We start from the raw sequence: 17,790 nt of genomic DNA, 5'->3' as shown, positions 1-17,790 counted from the left end.
GTTATTTGATGTTTTGTTGCATGGTGAAAATCGGCAGGACCATGCCGATGAAAATGGTCCCGATAAAACCGGCGATCAGAAACAACATCAGCGGCTCCAACAACGCCACGCCGGTCTTCAAATTGCGGTCCAGATCGCCCTCGGTCACGGTGGCAATGCGGACCAGCTCGGTATCCAGCTTGCCGCTTTCCTCCGCCACGGAAATCATTTCCAGCGTGGACCCGGAAAACAACGCGCGGCAGTTGGCCAGGCTTTGCCCCAACTGACCACCTTCCGAAACGCGCGTGATCGAGTCGGAAACGGCATCCACGAGAATCTGGTTGCCAATGGATTTGCGGGCGACATTCAGCGCCTGCACCAGATTCACCCCCGCGCCGAGCAACGTGCCCAACATCCGACAAAAGCGCGCCATGGCGAACTGGGCCACCAGCGGCCCAACGATCGGCGCGCGCAACACGAACCCTTCCCAAGTGCGGCGTCCGCCTTCCGAAGTCACCCAGGTGCGCAACGAATAACCCACTCCGACCAAACCAAGCAAAATGAACAGCCCGTACGAACGTAATCCGTGGCTCAAAGCGATGATGATTTCCGTCAACGCCGGCAGGGTGTTGCCCGATGAGGAAAACATGGTCTGAAATTTCGGAATAAAAAACACCAGGAGAAAAACCACCACGGCAATGGCGAGCACGAACAACACCGCCGGATACAGCATGGCGGTCATCACCTTGCCGCGCAGTTCTTTTTCGCGCGCTTGAAAGTCCGCAATTTGCGCCAGTACCAGATCGAGAAACCCTCCCGTCTCGCCCGCTTGCACCATGGCGATGTACACGCGCGGAAAGGTCTCCGGCGAACGCGCCATCGCATCCGCCAGCGACATCCCGTCAATCACCAGATCATAAACCTCTTTCCACTTGGCGGCCGCGGCGGGCGATGAAGCTTCCTTGTATAAAATGACCAGCGCCCGGCTCAACGGCACTCCCGCCGCCAGCAGACTCGACAGCAGACGCGTAAAATTTTCCAGGTCGCGCGCGGAGACTTTGGCGCTGCCAAACCGCAACGCCCAACGGCGCGGCGCGGAGTCGGTTTCGGCAGCGCGAGGTTTTTTGGTTCCACCGGCGGCCAGTTCCGAGAGCGAAATGGGACGCAAACCCAGACCTTCCATCTGGCGAAACGCCTCCGCCCGACCGGCGGCTTCAAGTTGACCTTGCGCCACCGTGCCGTTCCCCTGGATCGCTTTGTAATTAAACAACGGCATGATTCATTCGTGGCGCCTGAACTTCAATGGCCGGTTTGGGCGCGGCTTCCGGCACGAGATGATTGACCGCCTGATCCTTGGCGACGCGCAACACTTCCTCGGGCGTGGTGACGCCCTGACGCACCAGCCGCCAGCCGTCCTCGTTCAACGTGCGCAAACCCGCGCGCCGCGCCTGCGCGGCAATTTCTCCCGAAGACACATTCTTGAGCACGAGTTCCCGCAATTCATTATCAATGTCCATCCATTCAAAAATGGCGTGCCGACCATGATAACCGGTGTTGCGACATTCGCGGCAACCTACCGCGCGGTAAACCGTGGTGGCCGCCGGAATGCCAACCTGCGTTTTGAGGGTGGCGGTGGTGGGCGAAGTATCCGGTTGTTTGCAATGGCGGCACAGAACCCGGACCAACCGTTGCGCCAGCACCGCCTCGAGGGAAGACGCCACCAGGTACGGCTCGACGCCCATGTCAATCAACCGCGTCACCGCGCCGGGCGCGTCGTTGGTGTGCAGAGTGGAAAAGACCAGGTGACCGGTGAGCGAGGCTTGCACGGCAATCTGCGCCGTTTCACGATCGCGGATTTCCCCCACCAGAATCACGTCAGGATCGTGCCGCAAAATCGAGCGGAGGCCGCGCGCAAAGGTCAACCCGGCCTTTTCCGAAACTTGAATCTGGTTGATGCCGTTTAACTGATACTCGATCGGGTCCTCAATGGTGATGATCTTGCGGACCTGATCATTGATTTCATTCAACGCGGTGTAAAGCGTGGTGGTTTTGCCGCTGCCGGTCGGACCGGTGACCAGAATGATGCCATGTGGCAAAGCCAGCACCCGTTTGAAGGCGCCCAGCTCGCGCGCATCCATCCCCAACTCGGCCATCCCCAGCAACGTCGCGTTCTGCCGCAACAACCGCAGCACCACGGCTTCCCCATGCAACATCGGAATCACCGACACGCGAATGTCCACCTCGTGCTCGTCCAACCGGATTTTGATGCGCCCGTCCTGCGGCAGCCGCTTTTCCGCAATGTTCAAATGGCTGAGAATTTTCAGGCGCGAAACGATGGCGGGTTGAAACCGCTTGATCTGCGCCGGCACCGGAATGCTTTGCAGCACGCCGTCCACGCGATAACGAATGTGAAATTCATGCTCGAACGGTTCGAGATGGATGTCGGAGGCGCGCAGTTCGATGGCGTCGCGGAGGACTTGATTCACGAACCGGATGATCGAGGCGTCCTCGGCATCCATGTCGAGATCGTTGTCCTCCCGATTTTCATCCACCACCTGCAACGCGGCGTCCTCGGCCAGTTCGCCCATGGTGTCCGCACCCACGCCCAGACGCTTCTTGAGTTCGCGGCGGAGCGCTTCCGTCGGAGTCAACACCGGCTGCAGATTCAAACCGGTAAGCGTTTTGAGCGTGTCCAGTCCCTGCGTGGCGAACAACCGACTGGTGGCGATTTCCACCGCTCCGTTCACGCGCCGGAGCGGCAACAGTTCTTCCTTGAGTAGAATCCGGGCGGGAAAGAGGGAAAGCAGCTGGCGATCTGGTTCCACATCATCCAGGGCGGTATAGGACAAATCGTACTCGCCCGCCAGCCAGCGCAGGATGTCTTCCTCGCGTTGGCGCGGCAGTTCCGTTTGTCGCGTCAGTTCCGCGGCGTCCACGACGGAAAGCTGCCGGGACGCCACCATGCGGTCCAACAAATCGGATGATGCTTGGGTTGTTTCCATGAACCAAATGCCAGCTCCTTGACCCTTGGCGTGAATTAAAGCAATCCGTTCAACGTGGCAATGGCCTCCTGGCGCGGGGTCAACACCTTGCGCAATTCCTCCTGTGCCTTGTCCAACGCCGCCTGTTTGGCTTTGCGATCCGCCACGTACTTGGCCAGCGCCGCCTTGGTCTCGTTGTTGGAAGCTTTCGCATCAATTACTTTCTGCAACGCATCCGCCGAGGGATTGGCTTGACCAAATCCGCCAGGGCCACCAGGACCACCGGGGCCGCCGCGACCACCGAAACGACCAAACCCGATCGCCATCCGGGCTTCACCCACCTTGGTGACCAACGGTTCAATGGCTTTCCATTCGGAATCGTCTTTGACCTCCAATTCCTCCCGGGTCCGTTGCAACATGCGCTGACGCATTTCGGCCGGGTCAAAGTTCCCCCGTCGCCCCTGCCATTCGCCGCGCTGATTATTATCCTGTCCGTCACGATTGCGACGGGGACGGTTGCCGCCGTCCTGCGCCATGACGGTTTGCGCGCCCAGCGCCAGAATGGTGCTGAGGCTGAGTACCTTCAGTGCTTGATTTACTTTCATAACTATTCTCCTGCTGTGATTTGTTTAATCCGAACGCTCGCGAAGTCACACGCATGACCTCGCACTGAGTCGCGCCCCCGCAAAGTTCGTGCCAGCGTCGAAACCTCAATAAATTCAAGGGAAACAAGCACTGAATCGCGCATGAGTTGCGCAGTCGCCAATCGCGCCGCGCAAATTGTGCGCAGTCGCCGCGAGGCTCAGTCAGGTTCAAAGTCGCGTTCCAGTTTCACACCGGCACGACGCAACCGACGCACCAATTTTCGGTTCACCGGGTCATCGGCCCAACGCGTCACACGCCGCGTTTGGCGTGTTTGGCAAGTAGTTTGTCACGCCCTGCAAGTGACAGGGATGGAATTTTGATTATCGTAAAACCATGCGGCCATCGGAATTCGGAGCCCGAGCGCAAGCGTGTCAGCACTTGAAGCTGAGCAACATTATCAAGTGCCATCCGGACCAAGACCCGCAGTGCCGTTACGGCGTAAAGTCGAAGTGATGGCCGTTTTGAAACCCAAAACATCAAACCATGAGTGATCAATTACGAATCTCCAGCCTGTGGGGAAAGCGATTCGCCGAGCAGAAAATCGCCGTGCCGGCATTGCTTCGCCGCGCCGGATTACCCGTGACGCTTTTTCAGCAGGAAAAAGTCTATGTGACAACCGCTGAACTCTTTTCCCTTTGGCGGAGCGTGAGTGAACTCAGCGCCGATCCCGGAATTGGCTTGAAACTTGGCTCGGAGACGCGGTTGGCGCGGACGCACCCGGCGGGCATCGCGGTGATGTGCAGCCGGACCTTTGGCGACGCCCTGCAACGACTCGGTCGCTACAAACAACTGACGTGCCCGGAAGAAATTCGCGTTCATCGAGCGGGCCAGGAAGCGGCGGTCGAATTCTTCTACGTGGAAGCCAGGGAAACTCAACCCGAGGCGCTCGTTGATATGCTGCTATCGTGGATTCTGAGTGTGGGGCGACAGGGAACTGGCGATCCAATCGCTCCGCTTCGATTGGAATTGATCCGCCCGGTAAAACATCGCGCCTTGCTCGAACGCCATTTCGGTTGCCGGGTTCGTTTCAAGGCGGATCGCAACGCGCTGGTGTTCCGGAGCGATGATCTCAACCGCCCTTTTGTGACGTATAACGAGGAATTGCTGGAGGTGATCGGCGCACAGTTGGAATCTGAACTGCAATCCCGGCGCACGGATAAGAGTGTGGGCGAACAGGTGAAGCAAACTCTCAGGCAATTATTGGCCGGAAAGCGCCCAACGCTGCGGGATGTGGCCAAAGAACTCGGGTTGAGCGCCCGCACGCTTCAGCGCCGGCTTACGGACTCGGGCATCACCTTTCAACAGGTCGTTGAAGAAACGCGCCGCGAACTGGCCCGTCATTACCTGAAACAACGTGCCGTGGAACTGAACGAAGCAGCGTTCTTACTTGGCTTTGAAGACGCCAACTCTTTTTTCCGCGCCTTTCAAAATTGGGAAGGAACTTCGCCCGGCGAATGGCGGTCTCGGGAAGGAGTAAATTCATGAATCCGCAACTGCTTATGGCCACAGTCGCGACACTTTCTCTACCCGTTTCAGTCTCCGCCCAAACAAATACGACGGCGGCCGCCACCGCTGGAACGATGGAGTCGCCCACCATCAGAATCACTCGCAACGGTTCGCAACCGTCCCGGCAGGGACCGGTAGAAAACTTCAACGGCAACGTGCGCGTTGACCCGCTCTTCCAGGCGCAAGCGCCCGCCCGCGCTTCCGGCGGGCTGGTCACGTTCGAGTCGGGCGCGCGCACCGCGTGGCACACGCATCCGCTGGGCCAGGTCTTGATCGTGACGGCCGGGGTGGGCCGCGTACAACGATGGGGTGATCCAATCGAGGAAATACGGCAAGGAGACGTGGTCTGGATTCCACCCGGTCAGAAGCACTGGCACGGAGCCGCGACAAACAGTTCGATGGCGCACATCGCCATCTCCGAGGCGCTCGATGGCAAGTCGGTCGAATGGATGGAGAAGGTTGACGACTCCCAACCCGACGTCACAGTTCGCGCGCCGTCACTCACGACGAATGCGCCTGGCGCGCAACCTCGCCCCTCTCAACGGGCCATCGGTGACTTTGCCCCGAAGCTGGCGGAACTGACCGATAACGTGCTCTACGCGGACGTTTGGGAGCGGCCCGAGCTGTCGAAGCGGGACCGAAGTCTCGTGACGGTGGCCGCGCTCATTGCCATGAACCGCCCCGAGCAGCTTCGGTCCCATCTCACACGGGCGCGCGACAATGGCGTGACGCAAGCAGAGTTGATCGAAACCATCACGCACCTCGCGTTCTACTCTGGATGGCCGAACGCCGTGACCGCCATCGGCGTGGCCAAGGAAGTCTTCGAGAAGAAACGACTTAACCTCGACAATTAAGCGAAGGAAAAACAATGAAAAAACAGCGACCTGAAATGAGGTTTACCGCCCTTTGGCTACTGGCAGCCGTTCTCTCGACGGCGGCAAGCGCACAAGAAGCAAAGGAGAGCAGGGCCGAATCCACGACTCACCCAACGGTTCGTACCGCGTCAGGCGTCGTACGCGGTGTGGCTGAAGGAGATGTTTCCAGCTTCAAAGGAATTCCCTACGCCGCCGCCCCGGTCGGCCCGAACCGTTGGCGACCACCCCAACCCCTGTCGCCGTGGGAGGGCGAACGTGATGCGAGCAAATTCGGCGCGGACTGTCCGCAACGAGGCTTCGGTGCTGCGGGTTCACTTCGCGAGAACTCCTCGGAAGATTGCCTGTTTCTCAACGTATGGAAGCCTGCCGATGCCGCGGCGACGGCTCGGTTGCCGGTCATGGTGTGGATTCATGGCGGAGCGTTCGTGTTCGGCAGTGGTTCCTCACCAGACTTTTCTCGATCTCAATTTACAAGGCAGGGAGTCATCCTCGTCACCTTCAACTACCGCTTGGGACGCCTCGGCTTCTTTGCCTTCCCGGCGTTGAGCCAAGAACATCCCGAAGAACCGAAAGGCAACTACGCCTACATGGACCAGATTGCCGCGCTCAAGTGGGTGCAGCAGAACATTGCCGCGTTCGGAGGCGACCCCAAAAACATCACCATCTTCGGCGAGTCGGCCGGTGGGGTTTCGGTGCATTCACTGCTGACCATCCCGGAGGCGCGCGGCCTTTTTCATAAGGCGATCAGTCAATCGGGCGGGGGCCGGGACGGAGTCTTGACCGGCAGGCCGATACGGCAAGAAAACGCTGATCCGTTCTATCCCGTTTCGGCGGAGACGATCGGAGTGAACTTCGCGCGCAAACATGGGATCGAGGGTGCGGACGCCACCGCGTTGGCCAAGCTCCGCTCCTTGAGCGCAGCGGAGATTGTTGATGGAGGCCAGGAAAGCGATGGCCGCGGCGGCCCCCTGATTTACTCGGGACCGATTCTCGACGGCAAACTGGTGGTAGAAACTGCCGAGAGCGCCTACGCAGCGGGCAGACAGGCAAACGTCCCGCTCATCATCGGATCGAATAGCGCCGAGGTGCCGGGTGGTTTCGTCAATGCCCGTTCAAAGCCGGAATTGCTTTCGCTGTTCGGGAAGCTGAGTGACGAGGCGAAGGCAGTATTCGATCCGAACGGCGCTACCGATTTCGCCGAGATGCTCACCATGGTCAATACGGACAAAGTATGGGCCGAGCCGGCCCGGTTGACCGCCAGGGCCTTCGCCACGAAAGGCGCACCGGCCTATGTCTATCTTTTCTCCTACGTCTCGCCCGCCATGCGAGAGAGGATGCGGTTTGGCGCCGCGCACGCGTCTGAAATCCCTTATGTGTTCAACAATCTGAGCGGTCGAAATGGAGCAGCCGTGGCGCCCGAAGACCAGGCGGTTGCCAAATTGATGAACACCTACTGGGCGAACTTCGCCAAGACCGGCGATCCGAATGGTCCGGGTTTGCCGAAATGGCCGCGTTACAATTCCAGCAAGGACGAACTTCTTGAGTTCCAGCTCGATGGTTCGGCGGTCGGCAAACTCGATCCCAAGAAAGCGAGACTGGATGTGATTGAAAAGGCCGTCGAGATCATGAAGCCGCAGTAACCGCCCGCCATAGGGAAAAATATGAATATCACCTCCTCCACTCGAAGCAGGACCAGGCTTTGTGCGCTGACTCTGGTCGGTGCGCTTACCTTTGCCTCCACCAACGCTCAGGACGCAAACAAAAAGTCGGAACCGCTGACGATACAGGAGCAAGGGAGCTTCGCCATCGGCGGGACGGTGATTACCAATCCTGGCACCTACGACGCCACCAACCGAAGTCCCGCCGGCCAGACGTTGCATGGCGATCACGCCTACGTGTTCTACCAGGTGCCGGTCAACGCGCGAAAACTGCCGCTCGTGATGTGGCACGGCATCGGGCAGTTCTCAAAAACCTGGGAAACTACGCCAGACGGCCGGGAAGGCTTTCAAAACATCTTCTTGCGGCGGCGCTTTTCCGTTTACTTGATTGACCAACCGCGCCGGGGCCGGGCGGGCCGAAGCACGCTGCCAGGGAACATCACGCCCATGCCCGACGAGGAGAATTGGTTCGGAACTTTTCGCCTTGGGGTCTGGCCCAATTTCTTTCCGGGAGTACAATTCGCGCACGAACCGGAGGCGCTGAATCAATACTTCCGCCAGATCACACCCGACACTGGTCCCCTTGATCCCGCTTTGAACTCAGAGGTTGTCACGGCTCTGTTCAAAAAAATTGGCCCGGCGATTCTGGTGACCCATTCCCATGCCGGAGGCATGGGCTGGCGCGTGGCGGTTAAAAGCTCGAACGTCCGTGCCATCGTTTCTTACGAGCCAGGCAGCGGTTTCATTTTCCCGGAAGGCGAGTTGCCCACCGCGATGCCCAGCGCTGCCGGCCCGCTTCTCGCGGAGCGTGTGCCGCTCTCCGACTTCATGGCGTTGACCAAAATTCCCATCGTCATCTATTACGGCGATAACATTCCGTCGCAACCGGTGGCGAATCCGGGCCAGGACGGTTGGCGGGTTCGTTTAGCGATGGCGAGACTTTGGCGAGATGCTGTGAATCGTCGAGGTGGTGATGTCACGGTCGTGCATCTGCCCGAAATGGGGATCAACGGCAACACGCACTTTCCGTTCTCGGATCTGAACAATGTTCAGATTGCGGATCTCATGTCGGAATACCTTGGCAAGAAGAAGCTGGATTGAACCAATCCGTTGCCGCTCTGGAAGCGCCTGATAACGAGAAGAGCGCACGAATGATGAACAGCATAGTTTTGAATAATGGGGTCGAGATGCCAATTTTGCGATTCGATGGCTTCCAGACGACCGACGGTAAAACTGTCAAGTAAATCGCCACGGGACGCTTGAGGATAAGCGCGAACGAAGTGGGTATGAATAGACGTAATTTCATTACGAAGACCGTTGTAGCTGGCGCGAGCGTCGCCGCCCTTTCATCGTTATCCAATAAAGCCGATGCGCAACCGCAAGCGAACCGTCGCGCGGGGTCAAACAAGCCGGGCCGCCGCAGGCTTGGCAAGCTGGAGGTTTCGGCCCTGGGCATGGGCGTCCAAAACATGCACCGCAAATACGACACGACGGTGCCGTGCCGACCGGAGATGATCGCCATTCTCCGTGCGGCCTTCGACCGCGGCATCACGTTCTTTGATACGGCGGAAGCCTACGGGCCGTGGGAAAATGAGCGAATCCTGGGCGAGGCCATACAGCCATTCCGAAACCAAGTCAGAATCACGTCGAAGTTCGGCTGGAACATAGATCAGCCGACCGGTCGGCAGCTCCCTGGCCTCAACAGCAAACCGGATCACATTAAGGTCGTGGTCGAGAACTCCCTGAAGCGGCTTCGTACCGACCGAATAGATCTGCTTTATCAACACCGCGTTGACCCTCAAGTGCCTATCGAGGATGTCGCCGGGGCGGTTAAAGACCTGATGGATCAGGGAAAGGTTTTGCATTGGGGACTTTCCGAACCGGGCCTGCAAACGATCCGACGCGCTCATGCGGCGGTTCCGCTGACCGCGATTCAAAACGAGTATTCGATGGCAACCAGGGATCCGGAAAAGGAAGTGATACCGCTCTGCGAAGAGTTAGGAATAGGCTTCGTGCCGTGGTGGCCGCTGGATTGCCAGTTACTTACCGGCTGGATTGATGTGAACACGCGATTCGCCCCCGGCGATCTGCGTGCAGGCACCCCGAGATTCTCGCCCGAGAACCTGGCTCACAACCTGAAGCTGGTTGATCTGATAAAAACCTGGGCAGATCGCAAGCGGGCCACTCCCGCTCAGATCGCACTCGCGTGGCTGATGGCCCAGAAACCCTGGATCGTTCCGATTTCCGGAACGACGGTAATGCAGCACATGATGGAAAACACCGGGGCGGCAGACGTTAAATTCACCGCTACCGAAGTCACCGAACTAAATGCCGCCGTTCGAGCAATCGAGATTCGCGGGTTGCGGCTGCCGGAAGGAGTGCTGCGCTTCTCCGGAGTGGAAGCGCCCTCCGAAAAATAACAAAAGAGAATTGAGAGGAGTATCCAAAATGAAGCAAACAGCGATGAAGGCCACCTTTCTGGCCGCAATGATCACGATTCCGGTCGCGCCAGCCGTGGCCGACGACTACAGGAAGAATCCGTTCACGTTGGCCTACGCCGGTGCAATCACGAAGAACGAGCCGGGGAAGGTCAACATTCACCCGGTCCAGTACAAGCTCAACGGCTTGGATATTGCCGCCAACGTGTACACCCCGGCGAACTACGATCCGAAGCAGAAATACGCCGCGATCGTCGTGGCGCACCCGAACGGCGGTGTGAAGGAACAGGTCGCGGGTCTGTACGCCCAGCGCCTGGCCGGGCAGGGCTACATCACGATCGCGATGGACGCGGCGTTCCAAGGCGGCAGCGGCGGCGAACCGCGTAACGTGGACAAACCAGCCTACCGCATTGAGGACATCCACGGCGCGGCGGACTTCATCACCCGGTACGCAGGCGTCGCTCCCGAGCGTCTGGGCCTGCTCGGCATCTGCGGCGGCGGCGGTTACTCGCTGGCGGCGGCGAAAACCGACAAGCGCTTCAACGCGATTGCAACGGTGAGCATGTTCAACTCTGGGCGGGTCCGTCGCAATGGCTATGTGGATTCGCAACGGGACACCATCCAGCAACGCCTGCGCCAGGCTTCGGCTGCCCGTGCCCAGGAAAAGGCTGGTGGCGAACTGTTGTATTCGGGAGACGCCAACCTGACCGACGAGCAGATCGCCAAGCTGCCGTTCGCTCTGTATCGGCAGGGATATGAGTATTACTGGAAAACACACGCGCATCCGGGCTCGACGTTCAAATACACCACGAGCAGCTTGCTGGACCTGATGCGCTGGGATGCCACCGACCAGATTGAACTGATTAACCAACCGCTGCTGATGATTGCGGGGAGCAAGGCCGACAGCCTGTACCTGACTGAAGACGCCTTCGCCAAGGCCACGGGCACGAAGGACAAGGAACTGTTCAAGATCGAAGGCGCCACGCACATCGAGACCTACTGGGTTCCCAAGTATGTGGAGGCCGCGATGGGCAAGCTGACGACCTTCTATGCGAGGCACCTGTTGATGCCGCCGGGCGGCGATAACCACTGAATAATTGAATAACATGTCGTGGCAGGCTTTACTCATGGTCGAAGACGAATGACTGACGCCGCTGCTCAAACCAAACGAACGAATCTGGAGCAAACTTGCACTCTCAAATAAAATCTACTGGTTGGAGCCGAGTCGGGCGTTGGCGCCCGCGTCTGGCGATATTCGCTGGAGCGATCTTCATCGTGGCACTGCTGTGCGGAGCGGTCGCGCTACAACGCGTGTTACCGAGCGCGGTCGCGCCCGCGACTTTGGATTCGGATCACCTGTATAACCAGACCAAGGTTTGGTCAATTCATCTAAAGTTCTCGCCGGATCAATGGGCGGCAATGGAGCCCCAAGGTGGTTCTGGCCCATTCGGTGGAGGCCGACCGGGAGGCGCTTCGGGCTTGGGATCGGCCCGAATGCTGGCCCCGGTGTTTATGACCCAGGGTGATTTGAATCGTGACGGAAGACTTTCGCGCGATGAATTTGGCCGCCTCGCGCAGAAGTGGTTCCACGCCTGGGATACGAATGGAGCCGGCAAACTTGAGGAGAGACAAATTCGGGCCGGTTTGGACCAAATTCGCAACCCAGCGGGTGGGGGAATAGCGGGGATGCTCCTGGGGCCGGAAGGCGGACGAAATGGCATCGCTTCAGCATTTGGAATTCGTTTTGAATACGTGCGGGCGGATCTGGAATTCGAAGGCCGGTGGCTGCGGAATGTCGGGGTTCGCTACAAGGGGAATGGGACGTTTCTCGAATCCAGAGACACGCTCAAGCGTTCGCTCAAGATCAACCTCAACGCCTTCGTGAGCGGACAGGGATTGGGAAACGTGAAGATGTTGAATTTGCAGAACAACATCACGGACGCGACCGAGATGAACGAGGTGCTGGCCTATAGGCTCTACCGGGAGGCTGGAGTGCCCGCACCACGGACGGCGTATGCCAGGGTGTTTGTTACCGTGCCGGACAGGTTTGAGCGGAAGTATTTTGGGCTGTATTCGATCAGCGAAGCCGTGGACAAACAATTTGCGCGGCACAACTTTGGCACCGGACGCGGGGCACTTTTTAAGCCGGTCACCCCGTCGTTATTTACCGATCTCGGCAGTGACTGGTCGGCGTATAACCAGATCTATGATCCGAAGGGAGACTTGTATGACGAGCAAAAGCAGACGGTCATGAAGTTCTCCCAACTCGTGACCCAGGCGGATGATACAGAGTTCGCCGCGCGCGTCGGTGAATTTATTGACCTGCCCCGGTTCGCCCGTTTCATGGCGGTCATGGTTTATCTTTCCGACCTAGATGGCATTCTCGGTCCGGGCCAGAATATGTTCCTCTATTTGCATCCCAAAACGCAACAGTTCGAGTTTATCCCTTGGGACCAAGACCATTCTTGGGGACAATTCGACCGGGCCAGTCAGGAGCAACGGGAACAGCTTAGCCTCCAACACCCCTGGCAAGGTGCGAACTACTTCCTCGAACGCATGTTCAAGCTGGAGGCTTTCCAAAATTTATATCTGGCGCGGTTGAACGAGTTCAGCAGAACAATTTTCAATCCCGACCGCTTTGCCAGGCAGGTGGATGAACTGGCGGAGACCATCCGGCCGGCAATCCAGGAAGAGTCAGCGGCCAAACTGGACCGCTTCGACCAACTGGTTGCGGGGCTGGTCTGGGAGCGGGAAGGCGCTCCGCCGTTCGGCGGCGGGCAGGTCAAACCCATCAAGCCGTTTACGCGAGCGCGCACCGAATCGGTTTTGGAACAACTCTCTGGAAAATCGAACGGCTTGGAACCCGGCAACAGTTTTTCGTGGGCGACCGGCAGTTCCGGCCTCGGCAGGACCTTCGGTCCGTCACTCTTCCGCTTACTGGATGAAAACAACGATGCATCCGTGTCCCTGACCGAGTTCATCAGCGGCTTTACCAGACTTTTTCAAATGTGGGATACAAATAACCATGGAAATCTCACCTTTGTACCGCTGCGCGCGGGGATTGCAAAAGACCTGGTTCCGTCGGGATCTGGTTTCTCCCCGTTCGGTGGCGGTGCCGGCGCTCCTCAGCGTCGCAATAGCCCAGCCGCAGTAGTGATCACCGGAACCAAAGACCCGGGCTTGTTCATGAGTGAGCATTGGGGCATGAGCGCTTTCTCCTGTAAACTTCCCAACGGCCAATATCTTGCCAAACTCTACTTTTCAGAAACCTACGCCGGGATTACCGGCCCCGGCCAACGCGTGTTTTCCCTGAATGTTCAGGGACGTGAATTCAAGGACTTTGACATTTGGGCCAAAGCCGGCGGCCCCAACCGTGCCTATGTTGAAACCACGGCGGTGAACGTGACGAACGGAGAGTTTCGCGTGGATTTCACCAGACAAATTGAAAACCCGGCGATTAATGCGATTGAACTCATTCCGCAGACCGAAGCCGGTGCCCTCGCGCCGTCCTCCGCTGAAATCATCCGGATCATTGCCGGTCGTTCGACACCTTTTACGGATTCGGACGGCCAGGTGTGGGAGCCCGATCGAGGCTTTGAGGGCGGTGGCATGAGCCAGTTGCCGGGCAACAATTCCCGCGAAAATCGGACCCCTGATCCGAACCGACCGAGACCAGTGCCGGATAACCCCGCTCTCAACCAATGACTTTTTGATCAAGAACAAAGCTCACCGCAATCATCGCAATTGAACCAAACCATTAACTGAACTCAACCTATGCAAATTGAACAATCGTTACGTGAACTTCTGTGGAATCCAGAAATGGCTGCCGGGTTGCCGAAACTGGTATTAAGCTTGGGCATCGCTGCTCTGCTCGGGATCATTCTTGGCCGGGTTTACATCCACTTCGGGCAGTCGTTGTCCAACCGACGGGCTTTTGCCCGGAACTTTCTAATTCTTGTGGTGACCACCACACTCATTATCAGCATCGTAAAGTCGTCCCTCGCGCTTTCGCTGGGTTTGGTGGGCGCGCTGTCCATTGTCAGATTTCGAGCAGCCATCAAGGAACCGGAAGAATTGGCCTTCCTGTTCCTGGCGATCAGCATCGGACTGGGACTGGGTGCCGGGCAGGCACTGGTAACGGTCGTGGCGATGATCGTCATCCTGGGATTGATCATGATACGAAGCCTTTTCCGCGGTGGCTCTACCCAGCCGAACCTCTATTTGACCGTGTCGAGTCCTGCGGCCACCAAACTGGGCGCCAATCAAATCCTGCAGTTACTGGCGGGCTTGGGTGCGGCCGCGAGCCTCAAGCGATTTGATCAGACGGCGGACCAACTGGAGGTCGCCTTGCTTGTGGACTTCAAACGTGTAGCGGATTTGGAGCGATTCACCGAACAGATGCGTGAACTGAGCCCGCAAGTGAGGATTGCCTGCCATGAGGATCGCGGTCTGGCGATTTAATTGGATTCCAGTCCCTTTATGACAACGTCTATTCCAGGCCTGCGCCACGAACTCAAATTTGTCGCAACCGGGATGGGGTTGAGCGAGGTGCTGACGTTCGTTAAGCGTCATCCTTCCGCTTTTGTCGAAACCTATCCGCACCGGGTGGTCAACAACCTCTATATTGACTCTCCGGACTGCGGCGATTACTTCGACCATGTAAATGGAGTCGCCAACCGCAGCAAGACCCGCATCCGCTGGTATGGCGGACCGGTTGGTGTGATTAAGCACCCCACACTGGAACGCAAGCTCAAACGGGGCGCCGTCAGCGGGAAAGCGAGTCACCGACTACCAGAATTCAACATGAGCGTTGAATCCATCAAAACTCCCATTAAAAAGGCGATTAGGGACGCCCAACTTCCGGACCTGCTGCGGTTGGCGTTACAATGCCGCGAGCCGTCGCTGTATAACCGCTACCGGCGCCACTACTTTGTGAGTGCTGACCGCCGATTTCGGCTCACAGTGGATTCGGACCTCAACTTTGCGGGCGTTCAACCCAGATTCTTCCCATTACCCGTCACGGCAACCGTGATTATAGAACTGAAGTTCACCCCAGAAAATATCGAAGCCGCAGCGCTTGTTACGAACGCCATGCCATTCCGGATTACCCGTTTTTCAAAATATGTCGCGGGGCTCGGGCAACTATGAAATCCGCTGGCACCGAACCGCGACCAATCGAAATGTCATCCGGTAATTCCAGGATCCAGGTGGCGTTCCGACAGTCGCCGTCTGGAGAAAAATAAACTCTAACTGGAGAACCATTCCTGAGACGACGGAGAATGGTATCTATTGTTCCGCTGACCGCTTGGTGGCAACCCTGGATGCGCCGACCGCCCGTAAAGCCACACGCATGACTTCGCATTGAATCGCGCCGCGCAAATTGTGCGCAGTCGCCGCGAAGCTCAGTCGCGTTCCAGTTTCACGCCGGCACGACGCAACCGACGCACCAATTTTCGATTCACCGGGTCATCGGCCCAACGTGTCACACACCGCGCCATCGCTTCCGAAACTCCGGCCAGTTGCGACAACTGTTGATAATCCGCGGCGAACAATTCTTCGAGCGAAGCGAAATGGCCAATGAGAATTTCCGCTTCTTCCGAACCGATTTGTGGGATGCCCAAACCACGCAACACACAGAGCGGCCCTCGCGATTTGCTGGCATGAATCGCCTCCCAAAACGCTTTGGCCTGGTCCGCGTCCATTCCGTCAAGGGCCGCGAGTTCTTTCACTTTGAGCCGGTAAAATTCGGCCGCGTCCAATACCAGACCGCGCCGGACGAGTTGCTCCAGCAACACCGTGTCGTTGGAAATATCCATCGCATCCTTTGACGCCCAGAGGATCACCCGCTGCCGCACTCGCGGCGGACAATCCGGATTCGGACACTGCCAATCCGCCCCGGCGTTGGCTGCAAGTTCCTGCGCCAGTCGCGAGCCACATTCCGGGCAAACCTGCGTCGCATGGAATTTCAGCGGCGAAGCGGGCGTCCCGGCGAAAAGTCTGTCGAGCCACTTGAGCATCGCTCCAGCATCTTCGAGAACCACGGCGCGGCAAGAATAGAATGACGCGGCGGCGGCGATTCGCTCCACTCCATCCGCCCGTTTTTTAGCCGCGCGCGGTTGGTCCAGTTCGCGCCGGATGAAAATCGGAAAATCTTCGTGTCTTTCCGGCGCGGCCGGAGTAGAAATAACGCATGTCCACCTCGCTCAAAATCAAAGATCAACCGGCCAGTGAGCGGCCCCGCGAACGGTTGGTGGCCCACGGCGCGGCCGCGTTGAGCAACGCCGAATTGATCGCCATTCTGCTGCGCACCGGACTCCAGGGACACAACGCGATTGAAATTGGCCAACAGTTGCTGGCGCGTTTCAATTCGCTTCAATCACTCGCTGCGGCTTCCGTGGATCAGTTGCGCCAGGTCAAAGGCATCGGGCGGGACAAGGCGGTGACGCTGGTCGCCGCTTTTGCGCTGGCGCACAAAATGGCGCAGGAACTTCAACTGGAATCCCCGGTGCTCGATAATCCCGGGCGCATCGCGCAATTGCTCCGCGCCAATAATCTCGTCAAGGAAGTTGAAACGCTGCAGGTGTTGCTGCTGAACACGCGCCGCCGCTTGATCCGGATCGAGGAAATTTCCGAGGGCACATTGGACACGTTGCTGGTTCATCCGCGTGAAGTTTTTCGCGCCGCCATCTCCGCCAACGCGGCGGCAATTGTGTTGGCACATAATCATCCTAGCGGCGATCCCACGCCAAGCGAAGCGGACATCAAGGTCACGCGCGATCTCATCCGCGCCGGGCAATTACTGAAAATCGAAGTGTTGGATCACATCGTTTTAGGTCGCGCCACCGCCGAACGAACCAAGGATTACACCTCGTTACGCGAGTTGGGCCATTTCTACACCTGACCGCTACGTCCGCCGTGTCGGGCGTGGTTCAGTCATTATGAATCCAGCCCTGGCCCGGAATAAATTCCCGGCTGCCGGAGTGATGCGTCTGGCATCCGGTCAACGCGAAGCCCAATGCCGCCAACACCAACCAAAAGCAAAATTTTTTCATGGCCTCACTGTATTCGAGTTTGTCAGGACGGCAAGCGTGAGGCATGTTGCGCGCACGATACATGGCAGAGCAGTCGAAGTATCTCATGGGCCAGTTGCTGTTGGACAGCGGCGAACTGCGCGGCTCGTTTTTCCAACGAACGGTGCTGCTGGTCTGTCAGCACGATGCGGACGGCGCGTTCGGTCTCGTGCTCAATCGCAGCACCGGCACGAAGGCGGGCGACATGATTCTGGCGGACCTTCCGGACGCCCTCCGCGAACAACAACTTTACATCGGCGGCCCGGTGCAACCGACCGCGCTCAGTTTTCTGCATACGGATAAATTTCTGCCTGCCACCACGATCCTGCCGAATCTGAGCCTCGGCCACTCGACGGATGATTTGCGCGAGATCGGCGAATCACTCTCTCCAACGCAAAAGGTAAAACTCTTCGCCGGTTATGCGGGCTGGAGTCCCGGTCAACTCGAGAGCGAAATGAAGCGCAACGCCTGGCTGACGCATCCCGCGTCGTTGGAACTGATTTTCGACGTGGCGCCCGAACGACTCTGGCAAACGGTGCTGCACCAAAAAGGTGGCTGGCGCAACGAGATCCTCGCGCAATCTCCCGAAGATTTGTCGTGGAATTAGCGCGCCGCCTGGAGCGGTCCGACCTTTTATC

Annotated in this window: 15 protein-coding genes; 11 read left to right on the top strand and 4 right to left on the bottom strand. The window is 58.1% G+C overall.

Features of this window, described 5'->3' with window-relative positions:
• Nucleotide 1: 1 nt before the first annotated feature.
• The 3 genes from M9920_07975 to M9920_07965 are packed head-to-tail and all read right to left on the bottom strand — an operon-like array spanning nucleotide 2 to nucleotide 3,565.
• On the bottom strand, nucleotides 2-1,255 hold the full coding sequence (locus M9920_07975) for a type II secretion system F family protein (GenBank protein MCO5052225.1): 1,254 nt from the start codon (nucleotides 1,253-1,255) through the stop codon (nucleotides 2-4).
• Entirely contained in the window at nucleotides 1,242-2,981 is a 1,740-nt protein-coding gene (locus M9920_07970) for a GspE/PulE family protein (protein ID MCO5052224.1), read from the bottom strand. The genes M9920_07975 and M9920_07970 overlap by 14 nt, the downstream gene beginning before the upstream one ends.
• 35 nt (nucleotides 2,982-3,016) lie before the next feature.
• A complete protein-coding gene (locus tag M9920_07965; protein ID MCO5052223.1) occupies nucleotides 3,017-3,565 on the bottom strand; it encodes a hypothetical protein in 549 nt (182 codons plus the stop codon).
• Nucleotides 3,566-4,088: 523 nt separating this feature from the next.
• Here M9920_07965 and M9920_07960 point away from each other — a divergent pair.
• The 9 genes from M9920_07960 (at nucleotide 4,089) to M9920_07920 (ending at nucleotide 15,230) form a co-directional block, all read left to right on the top strand.
• Complete coding sequence (locus M9920_07960; protein MCO5052222.1) at nucleotides 4,089-5,090, top strand: AraC family transcriptional regulator; 1,002 nt, start codon at nucleotides 4,089-4,091, stop codon at nucleotides 5,088-5,090.
• A complete protein-coding gene (locus tag M9920_07955; GenBank protein MCO5052221.1) occupies nucleotides 5,087-5,965 on the top strand; it encodes a carboxymuconolactone decarboxylase family protein in 879 nt (292 codons plus the stop codon). The genes M9920_07960 and M9920_07955 overlap by 4 nt, the downstream gene beginning before the upstream one ends.
• 14 nt (nucleotides 5,966-5,979) lie before the next feature.
• Nucleotides 5,980-7,626: a carboxylesterase family protein gene (locus M9920_07950; protein MCO5052220.1), complete on the top strand. Its 1,647-nt coding sequence runs from the start codon at nucleotides 5,980-5,982 to the stop codon at nucleotides 7,624-7,626.
• A gap of 21 nt (nucleotides 7,627-7,647) precedes the next feature.
• Nucleotides 7,648-8,745 carry an alpha/beta fold hydrolase gene (locus tag M9920_07945; protein ID MCO5052219.1) on the top strand — a complete coding sequence of 366 codons (1,098 nt, stop codon included), beginning with the start codon at nucleotides 7,648-7,650 and terminating at the stop codon, nucleotides 8,743-8,745.
• A gap of 185 nt (nucleotides 8,746-8,930) precedes the next feature.
• Nucleotides 8,931-10,064, top strand: coding sequence for an aldo/keto reductase (locus M9920_07940; protein MCO5052218.1), 1,134 nt, complete (start codon nucleotides 8,931-8,933; stop codon nucleotides 10,062-10,064).
• A 28-nt stretch (nucleotides 10,065-10,092) separates the two neighbouring features.
• A complete protein-coding gene (locus M9920_07935) occupies nucleotides 10,093-11,175 on the top strand; it encodes an alpha/beta hydrolase (GenBank protein ID MCO5052217.1) in 1,083 nt (360 codons plus the stop codon).
• 419 nt (nucleotides 11,176-11,594) lie between these two features.
• Complete coding sequence (locus M9920_07930) at nucleotides 11,595-13,787, top strand: CotH kinase family protein (protein ID MCO5052216.1); 2,193 nt, start codon at nucleotides 11,595-11,597, stop codon at nucleotides 13,785-13,787.
• A 69-nt stretch (nucleotides 13,788-13,856) separates the two neighbouring features.
• Entirely contained in the window at nucleotides 13,857-14,543 is a 687-nt protein-coding gene (locus tag M9920_07925; GenBank protein ID MCO5052215.1) for a DUF4956 domain-containing protein, read from the top strand.
• Nucleotides 14,544-14,561: 18 nt separating this feature from the next.
• The gene (locus M9920_07920) at nucleotides 14,562-15,230 is read left to right on the top strand and encodes a polyphosphate polymerase domain-containing protein (protein MCO5052214.1); all 669 of its coding nucleotides are present in this window, start codon (nucleotides 14,562-14,564) and stop codon (nucleotides 15,228-15,230) included.
• A gap of 254 nt (nucleotides 15,231-15,484) precedes the next feature.
• Here M9920_07920 and M9920_07915 read toward each other — a convergent pair whose 3' ends face one another.
• Nucleotides 15,485-16,123: a helix-hairpin-helix domain-containing protein gene (locus M9920_07915; GenBank protein ID MCO5052213.1), complete on the bottom strand. Its 639-nt coding sequence runs from the start codon at nucleotides 16,121-16,123 to the stop codon at nucleotides 15,485-15,487.
• A gap of 149 nt (nucleotides 16,124-16,272) precedes the next feature.
• Here M9920_07915 and radC point away from each other — a divergent pair, with 149 nt between their 5' ends.
• Both radC and M9920_07905 read left to right on the top strand, forming a co-directional pair.
• Nucleotides 16,273-16,983, top strand: a complete 711-nt coding sequence (gene radC, locus M9920_07910; GenBank protein MCO5052212.1) for a DNA repair protein RadC — start codon at nucleotides 16,273-16,275, stop codon at nucleotides 16,981-16,983.
• Between the two features lie 212 nt (nucleotides 16,984-17,195).
• Nucleotides 17,196-17,759 (top strand): YqgE/AlgH family protein, encoded by a 564-nt coding sequence (locus M9920_07905; GenBank protein MCO5052211.1) that lies wholly within the window; start codon nucleotides 17,196-17,198, stop codon nucleotides 17,757-17,759.
• The last annotated feature ends 31 nt before the right edge of the window (nucleotides 17,760-17,790 follow it).

The sequence above is a fragment of the Verrucomicrobiia bacterium genome (genome assembly GCA_023953615.1).
Taxonomy (GTDB): Bacteria; Verrucomicrobiota; Verrucomicrobiia; order Limisphaerales; family JADLHS01; genus JADLHS01.
This window is presented reverse-complemented; position numbering and strand designations above follow the sequence as displayed.

Coding starts and splice junctions, on each gene's coding strand:
- M9920_07940 (MCO5052218.1), top strand. CDS start 8,931: ATGAATAGACGTAATTTCATTACGAAGACCGTTGTAGCTGGCGCGAGC.
- M9920_07920 (MCO5052214.1), top strand. CDS start 14,562: ATGACAACGTCTATTCCAGGCCTGCGCCACGAACTCAAATTTGTCGCA.
- M9920_07925 (MCO5052215.1), top strand. CDS start 13,857: ATGCAAATTGAACAATCGTTACGTGAACTTCTGTGGAATCCAGAAATG.
- M9920_07935 (MCO5052217.1), top strand. CDS start 10,093: ATGAAGCAAACAGCGATGAAGGCCACCTTTCTGGCCGCAATGATCACG.
- M9920_07955 (MCO5052221.1), top strand. CDS start 5,087: ATGAATCCGCAACTGCTTATGGCCACAGTCGCGACACTTTCTCTACCC.
- M9920_07965 (MCO5052223.1), bottom strand. CDS start 3,565: ATGAAAGTAAATCAAGCACTGAAGGTACTCAGCCTCAGCACCATTCTG.
- M9920_07950 (MCO5052220.1), top strand. CDS start 5,980: ATGAAAAAACAGCGACCTGAAATGAGGTTTACCGCCCTTTGGCTACTG.
- M9920_07960 (MCO5052222.1), top strand. CDS start 4,089: ATGAGTGATCAATTACGAATCTCCAGCCTGTGGGGAAAGCGATTCGCC.
- M9920_07905 (MCO5052211.1), top strand. CDS start 17,196: ATGGCAGAGCAGTCGAAGTATCTCATGGGCCAGTTGCTGTTGGACAGC.
- M9920_07930 (MCO5052216.1), top strand. CDS start 11,595: ATGACCCAGGGTGATTTGAATCGTGACGGAAGACTTTCGCGCGATGAA.
- M9920_07945 (MCO5052219.1), top strand. CDS start 7,648: ATGAATATCACCTCCTCCACTCGAAGCAGGACCAGGCTTTGTGCGCTG.
- M9920_07970 (MCO5052224.1), bottom strand. CDS start 2,981: ATGGAAACAACCCAAGCATCATCCGATTTGTTGGACCGCATGGTGGCG.
- M9920_07975 (MCO5052225.1), bottom strand. CDS start 1,255: ATGCCGTTGTTTAATTACAAAGCGATCCAGGGGAACGGCACGGTGGCG.
- radC (MCO5052212.1), top strand. CDS start 16,273: ATGTCCACCTCGCTCAAAATCAAAGATCAACCGGCCAGTGAGCGGCCC.